Consider the following 18,881-nt stretch of genomic DNA (forward strand, 5'->3'; position numbering starts at 1 on the left):
AAGTCTAGGTGCTGGGAACCAACAGTGCTGCTGCAAACAGCCTGAGAATCGGGCACCGACCCCGGATATGGCTTGCTCGCCCGAAAACGGGCAGGTTGCAGCAGGGCTGTCGGAGGAAGCGGCACTGAGACGCTCGATGATTACAGTGAGCGCATGAAACGCCGTGCGATCACCTTGGCCATGGCTACTGCTGTGTTACTGGCCGGGTGTGGTGCGCCGGGCAAGGACATGGCCGACACCGCCGAGATGCTGGCCGAGGAGCTGGGCGACGATCAGGTGACCAGCGTGACGTTGATCGACACCCGGTTGACGATCCGCAGCCTCGACCGTGAAGCCGGCGCCGAGATCGGGGCCGAGAAGGGCGAGGTCACCCGGGTCGAGCAGCGTTACGAACAGCGTCGCCGTCCACTGGCGGACTTCGATCTCGAGAAGTTGGGCGCCATCCGCGACAAGCTCGACTGCGAGGACGGTTGGGTGCCGGTGGTGCACAGTGACTCGCTGCTCGGTGGCGGCATGGTGGTGCGCAGCACCTGCGCACAGGGATCGGAGTTCGGCACCTGGACCACCGAGTTCGACGGCAAAGAACTCGGCCCGGTCGACGACTGGTCGCCCGAAGCGATCGACGAAGCCCTGGGCATCATCCGCGGTTCGGTCGGCGACAAGGCGGTGAAGGTGATGTTCACCGGCCCGGGCGGCTCCGACCCGGCAGCCACCGAGACCCACGACGTGCACGGCTACGGACCGCGACGAGGAAATTGCACTCCGAGCGTCACCCGGTACGGGGGCCCGAACTCGAACGACCTCGGTCACCTGCTCACGACCTGTGACCGCGGCGAGTCCTCGTGGGACTTCGATCCGGAGTTCGACCTGACCAAGATCACCGGTGACCGGGTGATGGCGGCACGGGACGCGCTCGAGCAGAAGGTCGGCAAGATCGACGATTTCTGGATCGCGGTGATGGACGACCAACTCGTCGTGACCACCTATCGGGGGTCGGCCCGTCCCGGCCAGGAACCCCGCGTACCGCTCAACTGAACCGATCTCGACGCACGTAACCGCTTTCCCGGTGCCCGGGAGCCGACATTCCTCGCCGGAGTGATCCTTCTCTACCGTGGGGCGCACCCGAACCCAGGAGGACACCCATGTCGGACAACGAACGCATCGTCGTCGTCACCGGAGCCAGCCGAGGAGCCGGTAAGGGCATCGCCCTGGCCCTGGGTACTCCCGGCAGCACCGTCTATGTCACCGGCCGCACCCGCAACGACGGCGACGCGCCTCTGCCCGGATCGGTCGGCCGCACCGCCGAGGAGATCAACGAACGTGGCGGACGAGGTATCGCGGTACACGTCGATCACGCCGACGACTCCCAGGTCGAGGCCCTCTTCGAGCAGATCCGCACCGAGCACGGCCGCGTTGATCTGCTGGTCAACAACGCGTACATGATCCACGACGACCTGACCACGCCCGGCCCCTTCTGGGAGAAGCCGCTGGACATGCTGCAGATGATGGACGTCGGGCTGCGGTCGAGCTACGTGGCGAGCTGGTACGCCGCCCCACTGCTGGTGAACTCCGAGCGCGGCCTGGTGGTAAATACCTCTTCGGCGGGTGCCAACGCGTACATGCACGGGCCGGTGTACGGCATGGTCAAGGCCGGGGTCGACAAGATGGCCCACGACATGGCCGTCGACTTCAAGCCCCACGGGGTGGCGGCGATGTCGGTGTGGATGGGACTGCTGCGCACCGAACGCACCGCCCACATTTTCGAATCCGACGATGAGCGTTACGCCGGTGCCGCCGACGGTTCGGAGACCCCCGAGTTCGTCGGACGGGTGATCGACGGGCTCTGGCGTGCCGACGACCTGATGGAGCGCTCCGGCACCGTGGTGATCTCGGCCGAGGTCGGCGCCGAACTCGGTATCACCGATATCGACGGCCGTACCCCGGTCGGGCCGCGCGCCTTCCTGGGCGGACCCTTCGAATACAGCTCGGCGGTCGTCCAGTAGCGCAGTCCGGCAACCGCGCTCATTCACGCTCGCGCAACCCGTACTCGTTCCTGCGTCACGTAGTAGGCCACGCAGGAACGAGTACGGGTTGCATTTGCGAGAAGGGGGCGGGGCTGTCGATAGAGCCCGGTGCCGATGGACGCTCGGTGCGGATAGATTCGGGCCATGCCGCACTCCGCGGAGGACCAGGAACGGCGCCGCGCCCAACGTCGCAATCACGACGTGCCGTGGTGGGGACGCGTCATGCCGGGCGTCCACGTGCTGCGGCACTACGACCGCAGGTGGCTGCGCGGTGATCTGCTGGCCGGAATCACCGTCACCGCCTACCTGATTCCTCAGGTGATGGCCTACGCCGAGGTGGCTGGCCTGCCACCGATAGTGGGCCTGTGGGCCGCGATCGGACCGCTGCTCGCCTACGCCCTGCTCGGTTCCTCGCGGCAACTGTCGGTGGGCCCGGAATCCAGTACCGCGCTGATGTCGGCCGCCGCCGTGGCCGCCCTGCTCGGTGCCGCCGGGGGCCCCGACCGGTACGCCGCCGTGGCCGCGGTACTGGCCATCGCGGTCGGGGTGATCTGCCTGCTGGGCTACATCGCCCGGCTCGGCTTCCTCGCCGAACTGCTGTCACGTCCGGTGCTGGTCGGGTACATGGCCGGCATCGCGGCGCTGATGATCGTCAGCCAACTCGACGAGATCACCAAACTCGAACTGGACGGCTCCCACCTGCCCGCCAAACTGTGGAGCCTGATCAACCAACTCCCGCAGGCGCACCTGCCCACGGTGGTGATGGCCGGGCTGGTCGTGGTCACCCTGTTCGTCTTCCAACGCTGGGCACCGAACTGGCCGGGCCCCCTGATCGCGATGCTGGTGTCGGCAGCCGCGGTCGCACTGTTCGGTCTCGAACGCTTCGGCCTGACCGTCATCGGCGAGGTACCCCGTGGCCTGCCGATGCCCCAAGTGCCGTCCTTCGACGGCATCGACCTGTGGCAACTCATCCCGGCCGCGGTGGGTGTGGCGGTGGTCGGCTACTCCGACAACGTGCTCGCCGGACGGGCGTTTGCGTCCAAGCGCGGCGAGACGATCGACAGCAACCAGGAGTTTCTGGCCCTCGGTGCGGCCAACGTTGCCTCGGGCATGATGCAGGGCTTTCCGGTCAGCAGCAGCGGGTCGCGCACCGTCCTGGGTGACTCGATGGGCTCGCGCACCCAACTGTTCTCACTGGTCACCCTGATGACGGTGATCGCCGCGATGTATCTGGCCGGGCCGGTGCTCGCCGCCTTTCCGATGGCGGCCCTCGGGGGCGTGGTGGTCTATGCCGCGATCCGGTTGGTCGACATCGCCGAACTGAAACGGATCGCGCGCTTTCGCACCAGCGAACTCGTACTGGCCCTGGGCACCACCGTCGCGGTGCTGCTGTTCGACGTGCTGGCCGGCATCGGTATCGCGATCGCGCTGTCGCTGCTCGACCTGTTCCGCCGGATCACCAGCCCGCACGACGCGATCCTGGGTTACGTCCGCGGCATGGCCGGCATGCACGACATCGACGACCACGAGCACACCACCCAGATTCCCGGCCTGGTCGCCTACCGCTACGACAGCCCGCTGTTCTTCGCCAACGCCGAGGACTTCACCGAACGGGCACTGATCGCGGTGGCCGTCGCCGAAACACCCACCGAATGGTTCCTGCTCAACGCCGAAGCCAACACCCACATCGACCTCACCGCAGTGGACGCGCTGAAGAAGCTACGCGAACAACTCGAGGCCCGCGGCATCGTCTTCGCGATGGCCCGGGTGAAACAAGAGGTGCGCGATGAACTCACCGCTGCCGGTTTCACCGATGAGAATGGGGAACACCTCTACGCCACCCTGCCCACCGCCGTCGCCGCCTACGCCGCCTGGTACGAGCAGAAACACGGCCACCCCGTCCCGGGCTTCACCTTTCCGGAGATTCCGCCCCAACCGATCGTGGAACCCGATCCAAACCGGACGGACGAGCCCGGGCACTGAACCCGGGCCGGAGCCGGTGGGATTACGCTGACCGTCATGGCTTCCCAACGCTCCCAGGTGCCGGCCTTCGAAGTGATGACCGTGCTCGACAAGGTCGCCTCGTTGCGGGCCGCGGGCCGGGAGGTGATCTCGCTGTGCGCCGGGGAACCGGCCCAGGGAGCCCCGGCCGATGTGCGCCGCCGGGCCGCCGAGGTGCTCACCGACGGCACCCCCTTGGGGTACTCCACCACCTTCGGGTTGCACGAACTGCGTGCGGCGATCGCCGGACACTACCGACGCTGGTACTCCCTGGACGTGGATCCGGCCAACATCCTGATCACCACCGGCGCCTCCGGCGCCTTCCTGGTGGGGTTCCTGGCCGCCTTCGACCACGGTGACCGGGTTGCACTGACCCGTCCCGGCTACCCGGCCTACCGCAACATCCTCAGCTCCCTGGGCTGCACGGTGGTCGAACTCGACTGCGGCCCCGAGCAGCACTACCGACCCACGGTGGAACAACTCGCCGCCGCCCATGCCGAGGCGCCGCTGGCCGGTTTCGTGCTGGCCTCACCGGCCAACCCGACCGGCACGATGGTGTCGGCCGACGACCTCGCCGAGATTGCCGCCTGGTGTGCCGACAACGGAGTGCGGCTGGTCAGCGATGAGATCTACCACGGCATCACCGCCGACCCGTCCGACCCCGGGGCCTGCGCCTGGGCGACCGATCGGTCGGCGCTGGTGATCGAATCCTTCTCCAAGTTCTGGGGCATGACCGGCTGGCGACTCGGCTGGACCCTGGTGCCCGACGACCTGCGCGCCGCGATGGATGCCCTGGCCGGCAACTACGCCCTGTGCGCCCCGGTACCGGCCCAACATGCCGCGGTCGAGGCCTTCACCGAGGCCAGTTACGCCGAAGGGTTCGCCGCCGTCGCCGACCACGCCCGCGCCAGGCAGGTCGTGCTGGACGCCGCCGGCGAGCTGGGCTGGGCCGACATCGCCCCGGCCGACGGCGCGTTCTATGTCTACGCCGACATCACCCCGGTGCTCGGCGGCTTCGCCGATACCCGGGCCTGGGCCGACGCGCTGCTGGAGGCCACCGGGGTGGCGGTCACCCCCGGGGTCGACTTCGACACCGTGCACGGCGGCACCGCGGTGCGGCTGTCGTTGGCGGCGGGGGAGTCGGTGTTGCGTGAGGCGGTCGGCAGGATTCTGGACTTCCAGGCGCGTTAGCCGACGAGGGCGCTGGGCGAGGCAGCACGACATGGCCGCGCCGACCCGTTCAGCGCCCTCGCAGGACGTCGGAGGCTCAGATCCGGCGCAACAGGGCGGCCAGGGCCTGCCCGCCACCGATGCACATGGTGACCACGCCCAGTTCCAGGTCGCGGCGCACCATGTCCTTGGCCGCGCGCAGGGTCAGGATGGCCGCGGAGGCGCCCACCGGGTGACCAGTGGCGATCGCGCCGCCGTAGGGGTTGGTCTTCTCCGGATCCAGGCCGGCATCGCGGATCACCGCGAGCGCCTGGGCGGCGAAGGCCTCGTTCAGCTCGACGGTGCCCCAGTCGGCCACCGTGGTGCCGGTGACCTCCTGCAGCTTGCGCACCGCCAGGGTCGGGGCGTAGCCCATCAACTCGGGCTCGTTGGCCGCCACGACGACCTTCTCGATGGTGACCAGACCGGTCAGACCCCGCTCGGCCACCACCGAATCGCGGGCCAACACCAGCGCGGCGGCGCCGTCGTTGATGCCCGAGGCGTTACCGGCGGTGACGGTGCCGTCCTTCTGGAAGGCCGGACGCAGCTTCGCCAGGGCCTCCAGGGTGGTGTCCGGCTTGGGGTGTTCGTCGGTGTCGACGGTGTAGGGCTTGCGCCCGCCCACCTCGACCGGGGTGATCTCCTCGGCGAAGGCGGCCTTGGCGGCATCGGTGGCGGCCCGGCGCTGCGATTCGAGGGCGAAAGCGTCCTGATCCTCGCGGCTGACGTTGTACTTGGCCGCCACATTCTCGGCCGTGACACCCATGTGGATGTCGTTGAAGGGGTCGGTCACCATCCCGACGGTGCCGTCGTAGAGGGTGCGGTTACCGAGCTTGTAACCGTTACGGGCGCCGAAATCGAGGTACGGCATCCGGCTCATCGACTCGTCCCCACCGGCCACGACGATGTCGGCGGCGCCGGTCTGAATCTCCATCTGACCCGACCAGATCGCCTGCAGACCCGAACCACACAGTCGGTTCACGGTGAAGGCGGGCACGTTCTGCGGCAGCCCGGCGGCGAGGGCAACCCGGCGGGCGTTGTAGGCATCGGGGCCGACCTGGCCGATGCAACCCATGATCACTTCGTCGATGTCTGCTCCGGTGACGCCGGCGCGGTTGAGGGCCTCGCGGGTGGCGGTCGCACCCAGTTCGTGGGCCGGCACATCCTTCAGGACGCCGCCGAACGATCCCACCGGGGTACGTGCGCCGTCGACAATGACGACTTTGCTGTCAGACATGAAACTCCTTCGAATCCCGCCGACCTCTTTTGCCGACGCTGGCGGAGCCCAGTCTAGAGCGTTAGCTGGCGTTTGCTAACACCGGTCAAGGCGGGAACGCGGGCGGTGCTCTGCCGTCGCTGCGACCGGACAGATAGGCTGAACGGCACAGGCGAAGGAGGCGGTGGCTCATGACACAGGCGGAAGTCCTCGATGTCGAGCAATGCTGGGAGATGCTGGAACGCCACGAGCTCGCCCGGCTGGGTTACCTCCTGGACGATCGGGTGCATGTGATGCCGATCAATTACGGCACCCACGAGGGGGAGTTGGTGTTCGCCACCGCCCCCGACAGCAAACTCGCCGGGGTGCTCACCGGCCACGATGTGGTGATCGAGATCGACGAGATCGACGGTGAGATCGGCCGCAGTGTGATCGTGCGCGGACGGGGTTCGGTGGTGGCCGCCGAGGACGAGATCGAACTCACTCAGGTTCGCGTGCGGCCCTGGTTGGACACCACCGGTGACCTTCCGCCGCGGGACATCTTCATCCGGGTCGATCCGACCGAGATCACCGGACGGGCCTACCAACTGCGCCGTCCCTGGAAGTCGATGCTGCGCTGAACCGGGTCGGCCTGCTCGGGTCATCCGCTCAGGCGTTGGCGTCCTGTTCGGCCCGGATCAGGTCGAGCAACTGGGCCCAGCCCTCGATCTTGGTGCGCTCCCGATCACGGCTCTCACCGAGGCTGATCTCGGCGGCGTCGATCACCTGCCAGTCGGCGAAGGTCGAGGCCCGGAAGCCCCGGGCGGCGAAGACATCGTCCAGGCTCGGACGCTCGGTGGCGGGCTGATCGGCCAGATCGGCCAGCAGATGGCCCACGGTCTGGGCGGCATCGGACTTGTTCGTCCCGATCACCCCGACCGGCCCGCGCTTGATCCAGCCGGCGACGTACTCGCGCGGTTGCACTGTGCCCTCGGCGTCGACCACCCGTCCCTCGATATTGGGCACGATGCCGGCGCGGTCGTCGAAGGGCACCCCGGGCAGGGGCACCGAGCGGTAGCCGATCGCGCGCAGCACCCGCTGCACCGCGATCGCGAAGGTCGCTCCGGTGCCGGCCACCCGGCCGTTGTCGTCCAGGGTGGTGCGTTCCAATACGAGGCCGTTGACCGAATCGTCCTCGGCGTGCAGCACTTCGACCGGCCGGGCCCAGAAGTGGAACACCAGCCGGGCCCGCGGATTGTCGACCTGTCGGGTCTCGGCCTCCTGCAGCACGGTGACGTTGGTTTTGGTGCGCCGGTCGAGCTCATCGAGGTCGATGCCGTCGAAGGCGCCCGGGTCGATCGCGACCTGCACCCCGTCCAGATTCACCAGTTCGCGCAGTTCTTTACTGGTGAAGGAGGCGTGCTGGGGGCCGCGGCGGCCGACCACGTGTACCTCGGTGACGGTGTGCTCGGCGAGGGTGTCGAGGACGGCCTGGGGCATGTCGGTGACGTGCAGATCGTGCGGATCCTTGACCAGCACCCGGGCCACATCGACCGCCACATTGCCGACCCCGATGGTGGCCACCGAAGTCACTCCGTCCAGGATCTGTGGCCGGGCATCGGGGTGTCCGCCGTACCAGGCGACGAACTCGCGGGCCGAGATGCTGCCGGCCATGTCCTCGCCGGGAATGTTCATCCGCAGGTCTTCACTGGCCCCGACCGCGTAGATCACCGCGTCGTAGGACGCCAGCAGCTCCTCGCGGGTGACATCGGTGCCGAAATCGACGGTGCCCAGAAACCGCACCCGCTCGGATTCGAAGGTGCGGGCCAGGGCATTGGCGACCGATTTGATCGAGGTGTGGTCGGGGGCCACGCCGTAGCGCAGCAGGCCGTAAGGGGTCGGGAGCCGGTCGATGAGGTCCACGCTGAGCTCGAGCCCGGGCGCTTCGGCGGCGACCAGGGCCTGTGCTGCGAAGAGTCCGGACGGGCCGGCGCCCACGATCGCGATGCGGCGGTGCATGTTCCACACCTAGCAGCTTCGTGTGACGAGCGCCACAGCTCTCCCGTTGCGCCGCAATTCTCCCGCTGCGCGAAGGCAATTCTTCCGCTGCGCGGGGGCACCACAACACGGCGCCACAACACTGCCGTGGGTGGGCCGGGAATACCCTGGGCTGTATCGGTGTTGGAGCTGGGTGAGATGTCCTGTGGGATACCGTCTCATTCGAATCGACAGCAACGTGGAAGGGGCCCTCACCGATGGCCACGATCAACCTCACCAAGGACGACTTCGGCAAAACCATCAGCGCGGACGGCATCGTGCTGGTCGACTACTGGGCGGAATGGTGCGGTCCGTGCCGTACCTTCGGGCCGATCTTCGAAGAGGTTTCGGAGAAGCATTCCGACATCACCTTCGCCAAGGTCGACACCGAGGCCGAGCACGAGATCGCCACTGCCCTGGAGATTCGCTCCATTCCCACCCTGATGGCTTTCCGTGACGGCATCCTGGTGTTCAACCAGGCCGGCGCGCTGCCCGCGGCCTCGCTGGAGCAGGTGATCGGCGCGGTGCGCGAACTCGACATGGACGAGGTGCGCAAGCAGGTGCAACCGGCCGAAGAGGCCTGAGCAACCGAGCTCGATTTCAACCGACCGTCCCGGGCCGTCCGGCGTTTGCCGCCGAGCGTGCGGGGGCGGTAAAGTGGCGCGCTGGCCCGGTTCTTCGAATGCTCCGGGTCGGCATACGCCCTCCTGTCACGGGGACGTCCCGTGGCCGCAGAGACCGTAGGAGGTGGGGTACGCGCATGCGCAATTACGAGATCATGGTGATCATCGACCCGAGCTTTGACGAGCGTCAGGTCAACCCGCTGGTGGAGCAGTACACCCAGACGATCACCAAGGGTGGCGGCACCGTCGACAATGTCGATGTGTGGGGCCGGCGCCGACTGGCATACGAGATCGACAAGAAGTCCGAGGCCATTTACGTGGTTCTCAACGTCACCGCCAACCCTGCCGATGTGCAGGAGATGGACCGGCTGATGGGCATCAACGAGCAGATCATGCGGACGAAGGTCATCCGCCCCGACCTGCACTGATCAGCTGCCCATAGCAGCTTTGTCAGAGCCAACTGGCAGGCTGTAACCAGCGACTTCGACAGGAGACATCATGGCCGGCGAGACCATCATCACCGTGGTCGGCAACCTGACTGCCGATCCCGAACTTCGGTTCACCCCCTCGGGGGCTGCGGTGGCCAACTTCACCGTTGCGTCCACCCCCCGCACCTTCGACCGCCAGACCAACGAGTGGCGGGACGGCGAAGCGCTGTTCCTGAACTGCTCGGTGTGGCGCCAGGTGGCCGAGAACGTGGCCGAATCCCTGACCAAGGGCATGCGCGTGATCGTGCAAGGCCGGCTGAAGGCCCGCAGCTACGAAACCCGCGAGGGTGAGAAGCGCACGGTCTTCGAGATCGATGTCGACGAAATCGGCCCTGCGTTGCGCTACGCCACCGCGAAGGTCACCAAGACCAGCGGCGGGGGCGGCGGCGGTCAGCGCAGCGGCGGATACCAGAGCGACTGGGGCGGCGGATCGTCGCAGCAGTCCGATCAGGGCGGCAACCGCAGCGCCGGTGCCGACCCGTGGGCCTCGGCCCAGAGCGAAGAACCTCCGTTCTGATCGCTCACTGAACCACCAGGCACATTCCGGCTCACGCCGGGCTCGAAAAGGAGAGCACCACAATGGCCGCTTCACGCAAGCCGATCAAGAAGAAGACCGGCCCGGTCAAGACGACCCGGGTCGGGCACATCGATTACAAGGACACCGCCACCCTGCGCCGGTTCATCTCCGAGCGCGGCAAGATCCGCGCCCGCCGGGTGACCGGACTGTCCGTCCAGGAGCAGCGCAAGGTTGCCATCGCGATCAAGAACGCCCGCGAGGTTGCCCTGCTGCCGTACGCCTCGACGGCTCGCTGAGAAAGGACGACACGTTCATGAAGGTCATTCTGACTGCTGCTGTCGACCACCTCGGCATCGCCGGAGACGTGGTGGAGGTCAAGGACGGCTACGGCCGTAACTACCTGCTGCCGCGCAACTACGCCATCCGCTGGACCCGCGGTGCGGAGAAGCAGATCGAGGGCATCAAGCGTGCCCGCGATGCTCGCGACATCCGCAACCAGGAGCACGCCGACGAGGTGCGCAGCCAGCTCGAGGGCCTGTCGGTGTCGGTCGAGGCCAACGCCGGCGCCGAGGGCAAGCTCTTCGGTGCGGTGACCGCCGCCGACGTCGCCCAGGCGGTGAAGAAGGCCGGTGGCCCGAACATCGACCGTCGCTCGGTCGAGATCGCCAAGCCGATCAAGACCGTCGGTACCCACATCGTCGGCGTCAAGCTGCACGAAGCGGTTACCGCGCACATCCCGGTCGAGGTCACCGCGAAGGCCTGACCCGCTGAATCCGGACGTTCGTCGTCCGCGAACCTGCACCTGCGGGCCGTCCCACCACGGGGCGGTCCGCAGGTGTTTTGTTGGGTATTGGGGCGTCAGTCGCCCAGCCGCATCCAGGCGGTGCCGCGTTGGCGCACCACGAGGGTGATCATCCGGGCCAGGATCGAGATGCCGTAGGCCACCCACAACCAGGTCAGGCCGAGCTCGTAGTGCCACACCACCCAGGCGGCCGGGGCGTAGACCGCGGTGACGATCAGCCCGACCAGGCCCAGGTACTTCGCGTCGCCGGCCCCGATCAGCACCCCGTCCAGGACGAAAACGACCCCGCCGATCGGGATCACCAGGGCCAACACCACCAGCACCGACATCAGCAACCGTTGCACCTCGGTGTCGGGGGTGAAGAAGCCCGCGATCGGTTGCCGCACCAGAATCAGCAGGGCGCCGACCAGTACCGCCGATCCGGCACCCCACAGCATCACCCGGCGGGTGACCGCCCGGGCACCGTCGGCGTCCCCGGCCCCGAGCCGGTGCCCGATCAGGGCCTGTGCTGCGATCGCGAAGGCGTCCAGCACGAAGGCCATCGCATTCCACAGCGTGTTGGCGACCTGGTGCGCGGCCAGCCCGATCGCCCCGGTGGTGGCCGCGGTGGCGGTGGTGATGGTGATGTTGATCTGCAGGGCCAGAGCCCGCAGGATCAGCCAACTGCTCGACCGGGCGGCCTCGGCCACCCCGCGCGGACGCAGCGCGATCGAGGCTCGTTCGCGCACCGCCCCGCGCAGCAACACCGTGGCGAGGGTGATACCGCCGCCGGTGGCCGCGATCGTGGTGCCGAAGGCAGCGCCGGGCAGGCCCAACCCGACGACATAGACGAAGGTCAGGGTCAGGGCGATATTGATCAGGTTCACCGCGATCGCCACGACCAGTGGGGTGCGAGTGTTCTGCAGCCCCCGCAGCACCCCGGTCGCGGCCAGGTTCACCAACAAACCGGGGAAGGCGAAGGCGGTGATCCGCAGGTAGCTCCAGGCAGCGTCCTGTACGTCGACGGGGGCGTCGTACCAGCCGAGCACGGTGCGTCCGAACACCGACACCAGCAGGGCGATGCCGGCGGCCACGATCAGGCCGAGCACCATCCCGTCGATGCCGCCCTCGATCGCGCGGCGTCGATCACCGGCTCCCAGGCGCCGGGCAACTGCGGCGGTGGTGCCGTAGGCCAGGAAAACCGACAGACCCAGCAGCACGCCCATCACATTGGAGGCCAGTGACAGCCCGGCCAGTTCGGTGGTGCCCAGGTGCCCGACGATCGCCGAGTCGGCGACCACCAGCAACGGTTCGGTGATCAAGGTGGCCAGGGCCGGCAGGGCGAGGGCGAAAATCTCCCGGTCGAGGCGACGGGTGGCGGGCGGACGGGTCACGTCGGCTCACCATACGCCGACCGGGACGGGGCAGTCAGGTCGCCCGGGACTCGAGGTGTTGCGACAGGTCGCCGAGCAGGCCCATCCGGTATTCGCGGCGGGTGAAGAACCACTCGTCGTTCTCGCAGGCGAAGGCGTCGCGGTATCCGCCGGTGATGATCGGCCGGATCGTCCCGTCGAGGCCTTGGAAGACGGTGTACTTGGTGTCGACCTCGGCCGCGGTGTGGTCGTCGTTGAAGTCGATGATCACGTTGTGCATCAGGTGGTGGGTGCGCGGCAGGCCGTCGTGCAGTGTGACGACGGAGCGCCATCTGGCCAAAGCCCCGTCGGCGTCGGTTTCCTCGCCACCCATCACCACCACCGCTCGCCGGAACAGGTCCGCGGCCTGCTCGAAGCGGGCGTTGTCGATGTGGTCGGCATAGCGGTGAATCAGGTTGTGGATCTGAACCTCGGCTGGTGTGCGCATGGTCGGACGATGGCTTGCCCACGCCGGATTGGCAAGAGCCCTTCCACGCAACGGGTCCGGTTGCGGGTCGTTGGGGTCGGTGAACCACACTGGAGGGGTGAAACCTGAAACTGGCACCCATCAGCTCTCCGCGGCCAACGGCCGGATGACCCTCAACACCTCCCGGGAAGGTGTGGCCGGCAAGCTCGGCCACGACCTCACCATCGAGGTCGGCACCTGGACGGCCACCGTCACCGTGGCCGAGGAGGTCGCCGACTGCTCGGTGACCGCCACCATCGACCTCACCTCACTGCAGGTGGTGGACGGCACCGGCGGCGCCAAACCGCTGTCCGACAAGGACCGCCGCGAGATCGTCAAGAACGCGGCGAAGTCGTTGAACACCGGCAGTCACCCGAGCGCCGAGTTCACGTCACAGACGATCTCCGGTACCTGGGATGCGGCCCAGGTCTCCGGCACCCTGAATCTGGCCGGACGCAGCGCTCCGCTGGAGCTCGCCCTCACTCATGGGCCCGAGGGTTATGCCCTCACCGGCACCGTGGTGCAGACGAACTTCGGGATCAAGCCCTTCAGCGCGATGCTCGGTGCGTTGAAGATCGCCGACCCGGTACAGCTCAAGGTCACCGCCACTCTCTGAGTGTGCTGTCCGGGTCCCGGGGCAGCGCGCCGCTCCGGGAGGCCCGGGCTCAGCGGGCCAGTCGTTGCTCGTGCAGGCGGCGCACCCGGTCGGCCAGCCCGGGCTCGGGGCCGTCCACCTCAATGCCCGGGGCAACCTGGTGGATCGGCAGCGGGGCCACCGGGGACGCCGGCCCGCCCATTTCGCGACGCCAGGCGGTGAGTTGCTCCGACGAGGTGGCGTACACGATCCGTCCCAGCCCCACCCAGGCGTGCGCGGACGCACACATCGGGCAATGCTCGCCGGAGGTGTAGACCACGGCGCGGGCGCGCTCCTCGGGGGAGACGTTCTCGGCGGCCCACCGGGCGATCTCGAACTCGGGGTGCCGGGTGCGGTCGCCGCCGGAGACCCGGTTGTGGTCGGTGAACAAGACCTCACCGGCGGCCGACACCAGCACCGAACCGAAGGGTTCGTCGCCGGCGGCCAGAGCCTCTTCGGCCAAGTCGACGGCCTGTTCGAGGTAGGGCAGGTCAGCTTCGGTGATCATGAGGCCCACCATAGTGGCCGGCGGCACGAGCTTGTTCCACAGAGTTATCCACAGGTGTGGATGAATCACACGCGTGTAAGTACCGGCCAGTAATACTTACGAGTAACCCCGTCCCCTTTGCACATGCAACTCAAACTCGTTCCTGCGTCATGAACTAGGTGACGCAGGAACGAGTAACGGTTGCATCTGCGGAATCAGTCGAGGTCGACCAGGCGATCGGTGCTCGTGGTCACCACCGGCTTGAGCGACTCGGTCTTCTTCGAAGCACCCACCACCGCTGCGCCGATCGCGGTGGTCAGCGGAATCGCCAGCACCAGACCGATCGAGCCGACCAGGGTGCGCAGAATCTCGACGGCGAACTGCTCCGACTCGATCACCTGCAGCAGCGGACGGTTGTAGATCGAGATCAGCAGCAGCACCGACAGGCTGGCACCGGCGGTGGCGAAGACCAGGGTGTACACCGACGAGGCGATGTGGTCACGGCCGATGCGCATCGCCCGGCGGAAGATATTGCCGCCCTCGGGGTCGGTCTCGGCCAGCTCCCAGACCGCCGAGGCCTGGGTGATCGTGACGTCGTTCAAGGCACCGAGGCCGGCCAGGATCATGCCGCAGATCACCACCGAGGTGAGCTGCATGTCGGGGGCCGAGGCGAGCAGCACGAAGTCGTCCTCACCGCTGACACCGGTGAGGTGGCCCCACGAGGTCGCCACCCAGCCGAGCAGGGCCGACAGCCCCAGACCGAAGAGGGTGCCGACCAGAGCAGTGGTGGTTCTGGTACTGAACCCGTGCGCGGCATAGAGCACCACGAACATGATCGCCGAAGATCCGATCAGGCCGACCAGAATCGGGTTCGCCCCCGAAATCAGCGCCGGGAACATGAACTTCACCATGATGAATCCGGCGAACGCCAGACCGAGCACCGAGATCAGACCACGCAGCCGGGCCACCGCGACCACCGCCACCAGGAACGCCAAGCCGTAGATGATCAGCGGAATCGAGCGGGAGAAGTCCGAGAACTGGTAGGAGGCCGGGCCGCCCTCGACCGGAATCCGGAAGATCCGCACCTTCTGGCCGATCTCGGCACCCGATTGATAGTGCGCGGCGGTCAACTGCATCTGCACCTGCTGACCGGTTTCGGGGCCACTGGTGACCTCGACGGTCATGTCGGCACAGGGGGCCTCGGTATTGCCCGATCCGCCACCCTCGACACCGGAACAGTCGACCTCGGCGACCCCGACGATCTTGCCGTTCTCGATGGTCACACCGTCGACGGTGTAGGCCGAGGCGTCCTGCTTGATGTGCTCCTCGACATTGCCGGGCCACATCACGATCAACCCGACCAGGGTCCAGATCCCGATCGGGATCAGGATCACCATCATGACCCGCAGGGCTTTGCGCTGGCGGGCGATTGCTTCCTCGCTCAACTCGCCCTTGGGAGTGTGTGAATGTGAATGAGCCATCGGTGTTATGCCTCGGTGGTCGACTTCGTGGTTGCAGACACGCTACTACCCCGGACGAGTGGACGTGTCGTCCGCCGCCTCGAACTGAAGGGGCAGTTCCAGGGTGAACTCGGCACCTCCCGTGGCGCCGTTGCGGGCGGTCACGGTGCCGCCGTGGCGGGCGACGGTCTGGGCGACGATGGACAGGCCCAACCCGGTGCCGGGGGTATTGCGCGCGGTCTCGGCCCGGTAGAACCGGTCGAACACCTTGGTCAGGTCGCTGTCGGGAATGCCCGGGCCCTCGTCGCACACCACCAACCGGCCGTCGCGCAGCGTGACCCGGATGGTGCCGGCCTCGGGGCTGAACTTCACCGCATTGTCGAGCAGGTTCAGCACCGCCCGCTGCAGCGAATCGGGCTCGCCCATCAACTCGTAGGGCTCCAATGAAACGTCGAAGTTCAGCCCCGGCCCACGCAGCCGCACCCGTTCGAGGGCCTGGTCGACCACCTCGGCCAGGTCGATCGGCTCGGGCTCGGGAGCCATCCCGTCCTCGCGGGTCAACAGCACCAGGTCACCGATCAACGAGGTGAACTCCGACAGTTGGGCGGCGATGTCCTTGAGAATCTGGCCGCGGGCACCCTCGGGCAGCATGCCGGTTTTCTCGTCGGCGACCAGCAGTTCGATGTTGGTGCGCAGGCTGGTCAGCGGGGTGCGCAGTTCGTGGCCGGCGTCGGCGATCAACTGGCGTTGCCGGTCGCGGGAGTCGGCCAGGGAACGCAACATGGTGTTGAACGAGCGGGTCAGCGAGCCCAGTTCGTCCTGGTCGCGCACCGTGATCGGACGCAGGTCGTCGGTCTCGGTCACCCGCGCGACCGCCGCCGACAGTCGCCTCAGTGGGCGCAGGCTGGAGCGGGCGACCCGGTTGCCGATCACGCTGGCCGCGGTGATGCCGAACAGCCAGAAGGTGAACAACACCACCAACAGGGTTCGCAGGATCGCGTCGTAGGGGGCCAGCGGACGTCCGAGCACCAAGGCATAGCGGCCGTCCAAGCCGGGCAGTGGGACGGCGGCGATCCGTTGTCGCGCCCCGGTGACGGTGGTACCGGTGCGGGTGGACAACCCGGTTTGCAGCCGCGCGATCGCGACGTCATCGGCGGTGATCACCAGTTCGCCGTCCGGCCCGGCGGAGGACAGCACCACCGAACCGTCGGCGCGCACCAGCGACACCACCACGTTGATACTGCGCAGGTTGTCGTTGCGCAGCCCGCCCATCGTGCGGTAGTCCTGCACGATCGGCACGGCAGCCTCATTGGCCGCGTGAAGCAGTTCGCGGTCGAGTTGCTGGTAGATCGCGATCCGGGCGACGACATATCCGGCGATGGAGGTGATCGCCACCGCCGCCGTCACCGCGAGTGCGGTGAGCTGGAAGACCCGGCGTTGCAGCGGAGCTGTATTGGCCCTGATGCGGTTGGCCCTGATGCGATTACCCCGGCTGCGGTTGGCCCGATCGTCGTTGCTCCGGGTGCGCCGGCTCTCGCGCGCCGGGAGGCTGATCACGGTGGCGTGTCACGCAGCACGTACCCGACGCCGCGTACGTTGTAAATCAGCCGGGGTTCTCCTTCGGCCTCGGTCTTGCGGCGCAGGTAGCCGATGTAGACATCCAGGGAGTTCGCGGTGGTCTGGAAGTCGAAACCCCAGACCTCGTTCAGCAGCCAACTGCGTTCCAGTACCCGGCGGGGGTGCTCCATCAGGGCCCGCAGCAGGGCGAACTCGGTGCGGGTGAGCGTGATGTGGCGGCTGCCGCGCAACACCTCGCGGGTGTGCGGGTTCAGCGTCAGGTCGGCGAACTTGAGGCTGGACGCGGTCGGGTCGTCGGTCTCGCCCTGACGTTCGGCGCGCCGGATCAGCGCCCGCAGGCGAGCCAGCAACTCGTCCAGGGAGAAGGGCTTGACCATGTAGTCGTCGGCCCCGGCGTCCAATCCGTCGACCCTGTCGTCCACGGCATCGCGGGCGGTCAGAATCAGAATCGGCACGTCATTGCCGGTGGAGCGCAGCATTTTCGTGGTTTCCAGCCCGTCCAGCCGCGGCATCATCACGTCCATGATGACGGCCTCGGGACGGGTGGCCGACAGCCGGGCGAGTGCTTCCACCCCGTCGGCGGCGGTGTCCACCTCGTAGCCGCTGTACTGCAATGAGCGAGCCAACGACTCGCGCACACCCTTGTCGTCGTCGACTACCAGGATCTCCATGATCGAACCTTAATGCCGTGCTGCATCATCGTCATCGACGGCGCTCGCGCGTTGCCCGAGTAGCTCGTCGACACGAGCCATAATGCCGGGCATGGCGGCCTCCAGGGATGCCAGGGTGTCGTCGAAACCGTCCTCGTCGCCGTACCAGGGGTCGGGCACACCGCTGCCCGGCTCGGCCCCGGGGTCGAAATCGGTGAGCAGGGCCAGCTTGGCCTCATCGGCGCCCATCCGGCGCAGGTGGGCCAGGTGCCGTTCCTCCATCGCGATCAGCAGGTCGGCGTCCAGATCGCTTCGGGTGACCTGACGGGCTTCGTGGTCGGTGCCGCGGTAGCCGGAGCGTTCCAGCCGGCGGGCGGCCCGGGAATCCATGTCGAGGCCCTGGTTCTCACGGGAGGTTCCCACCGACGACCAGTGCACCGGACGGTCGCCGCCGTGGTGTTCGGCGATCCGCTCGGCCATCGGGGAGCGGCAGATATTGCCCAGGCAGACGAAGACGACCTCGAGCGGGGCGGTCATCGGCGATCCCTCTTCTTCTCGTCCTCACCGAACAGTTTCAGCGCCACCATCGACACCAGGGACACGACAACCGATCCTCCAATCGCGTTGAGCAGGTCAGCGACATGCCAGCTTACGCCAAACGCTCCGGCCAGCCAGGAGGTGAGGAGCATCATCGCGGCGTTGATGATCAGCAGGAACAGCCCCAGGGTGAGCAGCACCAGCGGCAGGCTCAGCACTTTCAGCACCGGCTTGGCCAGGGCGTTGACCAGGCTGAAGATCACCGCGACGACCGCGAGGATCAGCACCTTCTGGGTGAGGGATCCGTCGGCCATCGTGATGCCGGGCAGCAACCAGGTGGCGACGGCGAGCCCGATCAGGGAGGCCAGGTAGCGCGCAATCATGGCTCCATCGTGCCCGGTGCGGCGCGGCAATCACATCGGGGGTGACCCCGAACCGTCCCCCGTCCCGTGCGCTCGCTCAGGGCCGGGCTCTCGGGCTCTCCTGGGGAAGTCGGGGTACCAAAATCCCCAACTCAGCCGGCGGTTCTGGGTGTTTCGGGCCGATTCGCGCGGGTGAGTTGGGGATTTTGGTCCCCGGGGTGCCTGCCGAGCGCCGACTGAAGATGTGCGGCGGTCCCTGGGGGTGTGGACCTCGCCCATGCTGCTGCAACCGGCCTGATTTCGGGTCGCGGGACCCGGATATGCCCAGTCAGATGCTGAGTGCAGGAGGTGTTTGGCTATGAGGAAACGGGCGGGTAGGCCACGGCATCGGGTGGTCGAGTTGGCGGTGTTGGCCGAGTT

21 protein-coding genes are annotated in these 18,881 nt (G+C 67.4%); 11 read left to right on the top strand and 10 right to left on the bottom strand.

Annotation, left to right across the window (positions count from 1 at the left end; all coding sequences use genetic code 11):
* Window positions 1-153: 153 nt before the first annotated feature.
* From ACR4XW_RS07355 to ACR4XW_RS07370, 4 genes are all read left to right on the top strand, one after another.
* Window positions 154-1,035, top strand: coding sequence for a hypothetical protein (locus tag ACR4XW_RS07355; RefSeq protein WP_434759881.1), 882 nt, complete (start codon window positions 154-156; stop codon window positions 1,033-1,035).
* A 107-nt stretch (window positions 1,036-1,142) separates the two neighbouring features.
* Window positions 1,143-2,003, top strand: coding sequence for an SDR family NAD(P)-dependent oxidoreductase (locus ACR4XW_RS07360; RefSeq protein ID WP_434759882.1), 861 nt, complete (start codon window positions 1,143-1,145; stop codon window positions 2,001-2,003).
* Between the two features lie 165 nt (window positions 2,004-2,168).
* Complete coding sequence (locus tag ACR4XW_RS07365; protein ID WP_434759883.1) at window positions 2,169-4,007, top strand: SulP family inorganic anion transporter; 1,839 nt, start codon at window positions 2,169-2,171, stop codon at window positions 4,005-4,007.
* A gap of 36 nt (window positions 4,008-4,043) precedes the next feature.
* Window positions 4,044-5,216, top strand: coding sequence for an aminotransferase class I/II-fold pyridoxal phosphate-dependent enzyme (locus ACR4XW_RS07370; RefSeq protein ID WP_434759884.1), 1,173 nt, complete (start codon window positions 4,044-4,046; stop codon window positions 5,214-5,216).
* A gap of 76 nt (window positions 5,217-5,292) precedes the next feature.
* Here ACR4XW_RS07370 and ACR4XW_RS07375 read toward each other — a convergent pair whose 3' ends face one another.
* Window positions 5,293-6,471: a thiolase family protein gene (locus tag ACR4XW_RS07375; protein ID WP_434759885.1), complete on the bottom strand. Its 1,179-nt coding sequence runs from the start codon at window positions 6,469-6,471 to the stop codon at window positions 5,293-5,295.
* 170 nt (window positions 6,472-6,641) lie between these two features.
* Between ACR4XW_RS07375 and ACR4XW_RS07380 the strand changes: the two genes are divergently transcribed.
* The gene (locus tag ACR4XW_RS07380) at window positions 6,642-7,070 is read left to right on the top strand and encodes a pyridoxamine 5'-phosphate oxidase family protein (protein ID WP_434759886.1); all 429 of its coding nucleotides are present in this window, start codon (window positions 6,642-6,644) and stop codon (window positions 7,068-7,070) included.
* Between the two features lie 28 nt (window positions 7,071-7,098).
* On the opposite strand, the gene ACR4XW_RS07385 is transcribed toward ACR4XW_RS07380, so the two are convergent.
* On the bottom strand, window positions 7,099-8,448 hold the full coding sequence (locus ACR4XW_RS07385; RefSeq protein WP_434759887.1) for an FAD-dependent oxidoreductase: 1,350 nt from the start codon (window positions 8,446-8,448) through the stop codon (window positions 7,099-7,101).
* 236 nt (window positions 8,449-8,684) lie between these two features.
* On the opposite strand from ACR4XW_RS07385, the gene trxA reads away from it, so the two are divergent.
* From trxA to rplI, 5 genes are all read left to right on the top strand, one after another.
* Window positions 8,685-9,050, top strand: coding sequence for a thioredoxin (trxA, locus tag ACR4XW_RS07390; RefSeq protein WP_434759888.1), 366 nt, complete (start codon window positions 8,685-8,687; stop codon window positions 9,048-9,050).
* Between the two features lie 176 nt (window positions 9,051-9,226).
* On the top strand, window positions 9,227-9,517 hold the full coding sequence (gene rpsF, locus ACR4XW_RS07395; protein ID WP_434759889.1) for a 30S ribosomal protein S6: 291 nt from the start codon (window positions 9,227-9,229) through the stop codon (window positions 9,515-9,517).
* A gap of 70 nt (window positions 9,518-9,587) precedes the next feature.
* Entirely contained in the window at window positions 9,588-10,094 is a 507-nt protein-coding gene (locus tag ACR4XW_RS07400; protein ID WP_434759890.1) for a single-stranded DNA-binding protein, read from the top strand.
* A 62-nt stretch (window positions 10,095-10,156) separates the two neighbouring features.
* A complete protein-coding gene (rpsR, locus tag ACR4XW_RS07405; protein WP_434759891.1) occupies window positions 10,157-10,390 on the top strand; it encodes a 30S ribosomal protein S18 in 234 nt (77 codons plus the stop codon).
* Between the two features lie 17 nt (window positions 10,391-10,407).
* The gene (gene rplI / locus ACR4XW_RS07410; protein WP_434759892.1) at window positions 10,408-10,857 is read left to right on the top strand and encodes a 50S ribosomal protein L9; all 450 of its coding nucleotides are present in this window, start codon (window positions 10,408-10,410) and stop codon (window positions 10,855-10,857) included.
* A gap of 95 nt (window positions 10,858-10,952) precedes the next feature.
* On the opposite strand, the gene ACR4XW_RS07415 is transcribed toward rplI, so the two are convergent.
* Window positions 10,953-12,269, bottom strand: a complete 1,317-nt coding sequence (locus ACR4XW_RS07415) for an MATE family efflux transporter (protein ID WP_434759893.1) — start codon at window positions 12,267-12,269, stop codon at window positions 10,953-10,955.
* 34 nt (window positions 12,270-12,303) lie between these two features.
* On the bottom strand, window positions 12,304-12,735 hold the full coding sequence (locus tag ACR4XW_RS07420; protein ID WP_434759894.1) for a nuclear transport factor 2 family protein: 432 nt from the start codon (window positions 12,733-12,735) through the stop codon (window positions 12,304-12,306).
* A 97-nt stretch (window positions 12,736-12,832) separates the two neighbouring features.
* Here ACR4XW_RS07420 and ACR4XW_RS07425 point away from each other — a divergent pair, with 97 nt between their 5' ends.
* Window positions 12,833-13,369, top strand: a complete 537-nt coding sequence (locus ACR4XW_RS07425; protein ID WP_434759895.1) for a YceI family protein — start codon at window positions 12,833-12,835, stop codon at window positions 13,367-13,369.
* A 49-nt stretch (window positions 13,370-13,418) separates the two neighbouring features.
* Here ACR4XW_RS07425 and ACR4XW_RS07430 read toward each other — a convergent pair whose 3' ends face one another.
* The 6 genes from ACR4XW_RS07430 to ACR4XW_RS07455 form a co-directional block, all read right to left on the bottom strand.
* Entirely contained in the window at window positions 13,419-13,895 is a 477-nt protein-coding gene (locus ACR4XW_RS07430) for a nucleoside deaminase (protein WP_434759896.1), read from the bottom strand.
* Window positions 13,896-14,089: 194 nt separating this feature from the next.
* Complete coding sequence (locus tag ACR4XW_RS07435) at window positions 14,090-15,319, bottom strand: YibE/F family protein (RefSeq protein ID WP_434759897.1); 1,230 nt, start codon at window positions 15,317-15,319, stop codon at window positions 14,090-14,092.
* A gap of 81 nt (window positions 15,320-15,400) precedes the next feature.
* Window positions 15,401-16,891 (bottom strand): sensor histidine kinase, encoded by a 1,491-nt coding sequence (locus tag ACR4XW_RS07440; RefSeq protein ID WP_434759898.1) that lies wholly within the window; start codon window positions 16,889-16,891, stop codon window positions 15,401-15,403.
* Window positions 16,888-17,583, bottom strand: coding sequence for a response regulator transcription factor (locus tag ACR4XW_RS07445; RefSeq protein ID WP_434759899.1), 696 nt, complete (start codon window positions 17,581-17,583; stop codon window positions 16,888-16,890). Before ACR4XW_RS07445 ends, ACR4XW_RS07440 begins: the two co-directional genes overlap by 4 nt.
* Window positions 17,584-17,592: 9 nt before the next feature.
* On the bottom strand, window positions 17,593-18,099 hold the full coding sequence (locus ACR4XW_RS07450) for a low molecular weight protein-tyrosine-phosphatase (protein ID WP_434759900.1): 507 nt from the start codon (window positions 18,097-18,099) through the stop codon (window positions 17,593-17,595).
* The gene (locus ACR4XW_RS07455) at window positions 18,096-18,482 is read right to left on the bottom strand and encodes a phage holin family protein (protein ID WP_434759901.1); all 387 of its coding nucleotides are present in this window, start codon (window positions 18,480-18,482) and stop codon (window positions 18,096-18,098) included. The genes ACR4XW_RS07450 and ACR4XW_RS07455 overlap by 4 nt, the downstream gene beginning before the upstream one ends.
* Between the last annotated feature and the right edge of the window lie 399 nt (window positions 18,483-18,881).

Source organism: Pseudenemella bisphenolivorans, from assembly GCF_051133435.1.
Lineage (GTDB): Bacteria > Actinomycetota > Actinomycetes > Propionibacteriales > Propionibacteriaceae > JAAYAO01.

Bases quoted from the DNA above. Each gene is read 5' to 3' on its own strand.
- ACR4XW_RS07455 (WP_434759901.1), bottom strand. From the start codon at position 18,482: ATGATTGCGCGCTACCTGGCCTCCCTGATCGGGCTCGCCGTCGCCACC.
- ACR4XW_RS07355 (WP_434759881.1), top strand. From the start codon at position 154: ATGAAACGCCGTGCGATCACCTTGGCCATGGCTACTGCTGTGTTACTG.
- ACR4XW_RS07450 (WP_434759900.1), bottom strand. From the start codon at position 18,099: ATGACCGCCCCGCTCGAGGTCGTCTTCGTCTGCCTGGGCAATATCTGC.
- ACR4XW_RS07445 (WP_434759899.1), bottom strand. From the start codon at position 17,583: ATGGAGATCCTGGTAGTCGACGACGACAAGGGTGTGCGCGAGTCGTTG.
- rpsR (WP_434759891.1), top strand. From the start codon at position 10,157: ATGGCCGCTTCACGCAAGCCGATCAAGAAGAAGACCGGCCCGGTCAAG.
- ACR4XW_RS07400 (WP_434759890.1), top strand. From the start codon at position 9,588: ATGGCCGGCGAGACCATCATCACCGTGGTCGGCAACCTGACTGCCGAT.
- ACR4XW_RS07430 (WP_434759896.1), bottom strand. From the start codon at position 13,895: ATGATCACCGAAGCTGACCTGCCCTACCTCGAACAGGCCGTCGACTTG.
- trxA (WP_434759888.1), top strand. From the start codon at position 8,685: ATGGCCACGATCAACCTCACCAAGGACGACTTCGGCAAAACCATCAGC.
- rpsF (WP_434759889.1), top strand. From the start codon at position 9,227: ATGCGCAATTACGAGATCATGGTGATCATCGACCCGAGCTTTGACGAG.
- ACR4XW_RS07420 (WP_434759894.1), bottom strand. From the start codon at position 12,735: ATGCGCACACCAGCCGAGGTTCAGATCCACAACCTGATTCACCGCTAT.
- rplI (WP_434759892.1), top strand. From the start codon at position 10,408: ATGAAGGTCATTCTGACTGCTGCTGTCGACCACCTCGGCATCGCCGGA.
- ACR4XW_RS07365 (WP_434759883.1), top strand. From the start codon at position 2,169: ATGCCGCACTCCGCGGAGGACCAGGAACGGCGCCGCGCCCAACGTCGC.
- ACR4XW_RS07385 (WP_434759887.1), bottom strand. From the start codon at position 8,448: ATGCACCGCCGCATCGCGATCGTGGGCGCCGGCCCGTCCGGACTCTTC.
- ACR4XW_RS07375 (WP_434759885.1), bottom strand. From the start codon at position 6,471: ATGTCTGACAGCAAAGTCGTCATTGTCGACGGCGCACGTACCCCGGTG.
- ACR4XW_RS07370 (WP_434759884.1), top strand. From the start codon at position 4,044: ATGGCTTCCCAACGCTCCCAGGTGCCGGCCTTCGAAGTGATGACCGTG.
- ACR4XW_RS07380 (WP_434759886.1), top strand. From the start codon at position 6,642: ATGACACAGGCGGAAGTCCTCGATGTCGAGCAATGCTGGGAGATGCTG.
- ACR4XW_RS07360 (WP_434759882.1), top strand. From the start codon at position 1,143: ATGTCGGACAACGAACGCATCGTCGTCGTCACCGGAGCCAGCCGAGGA.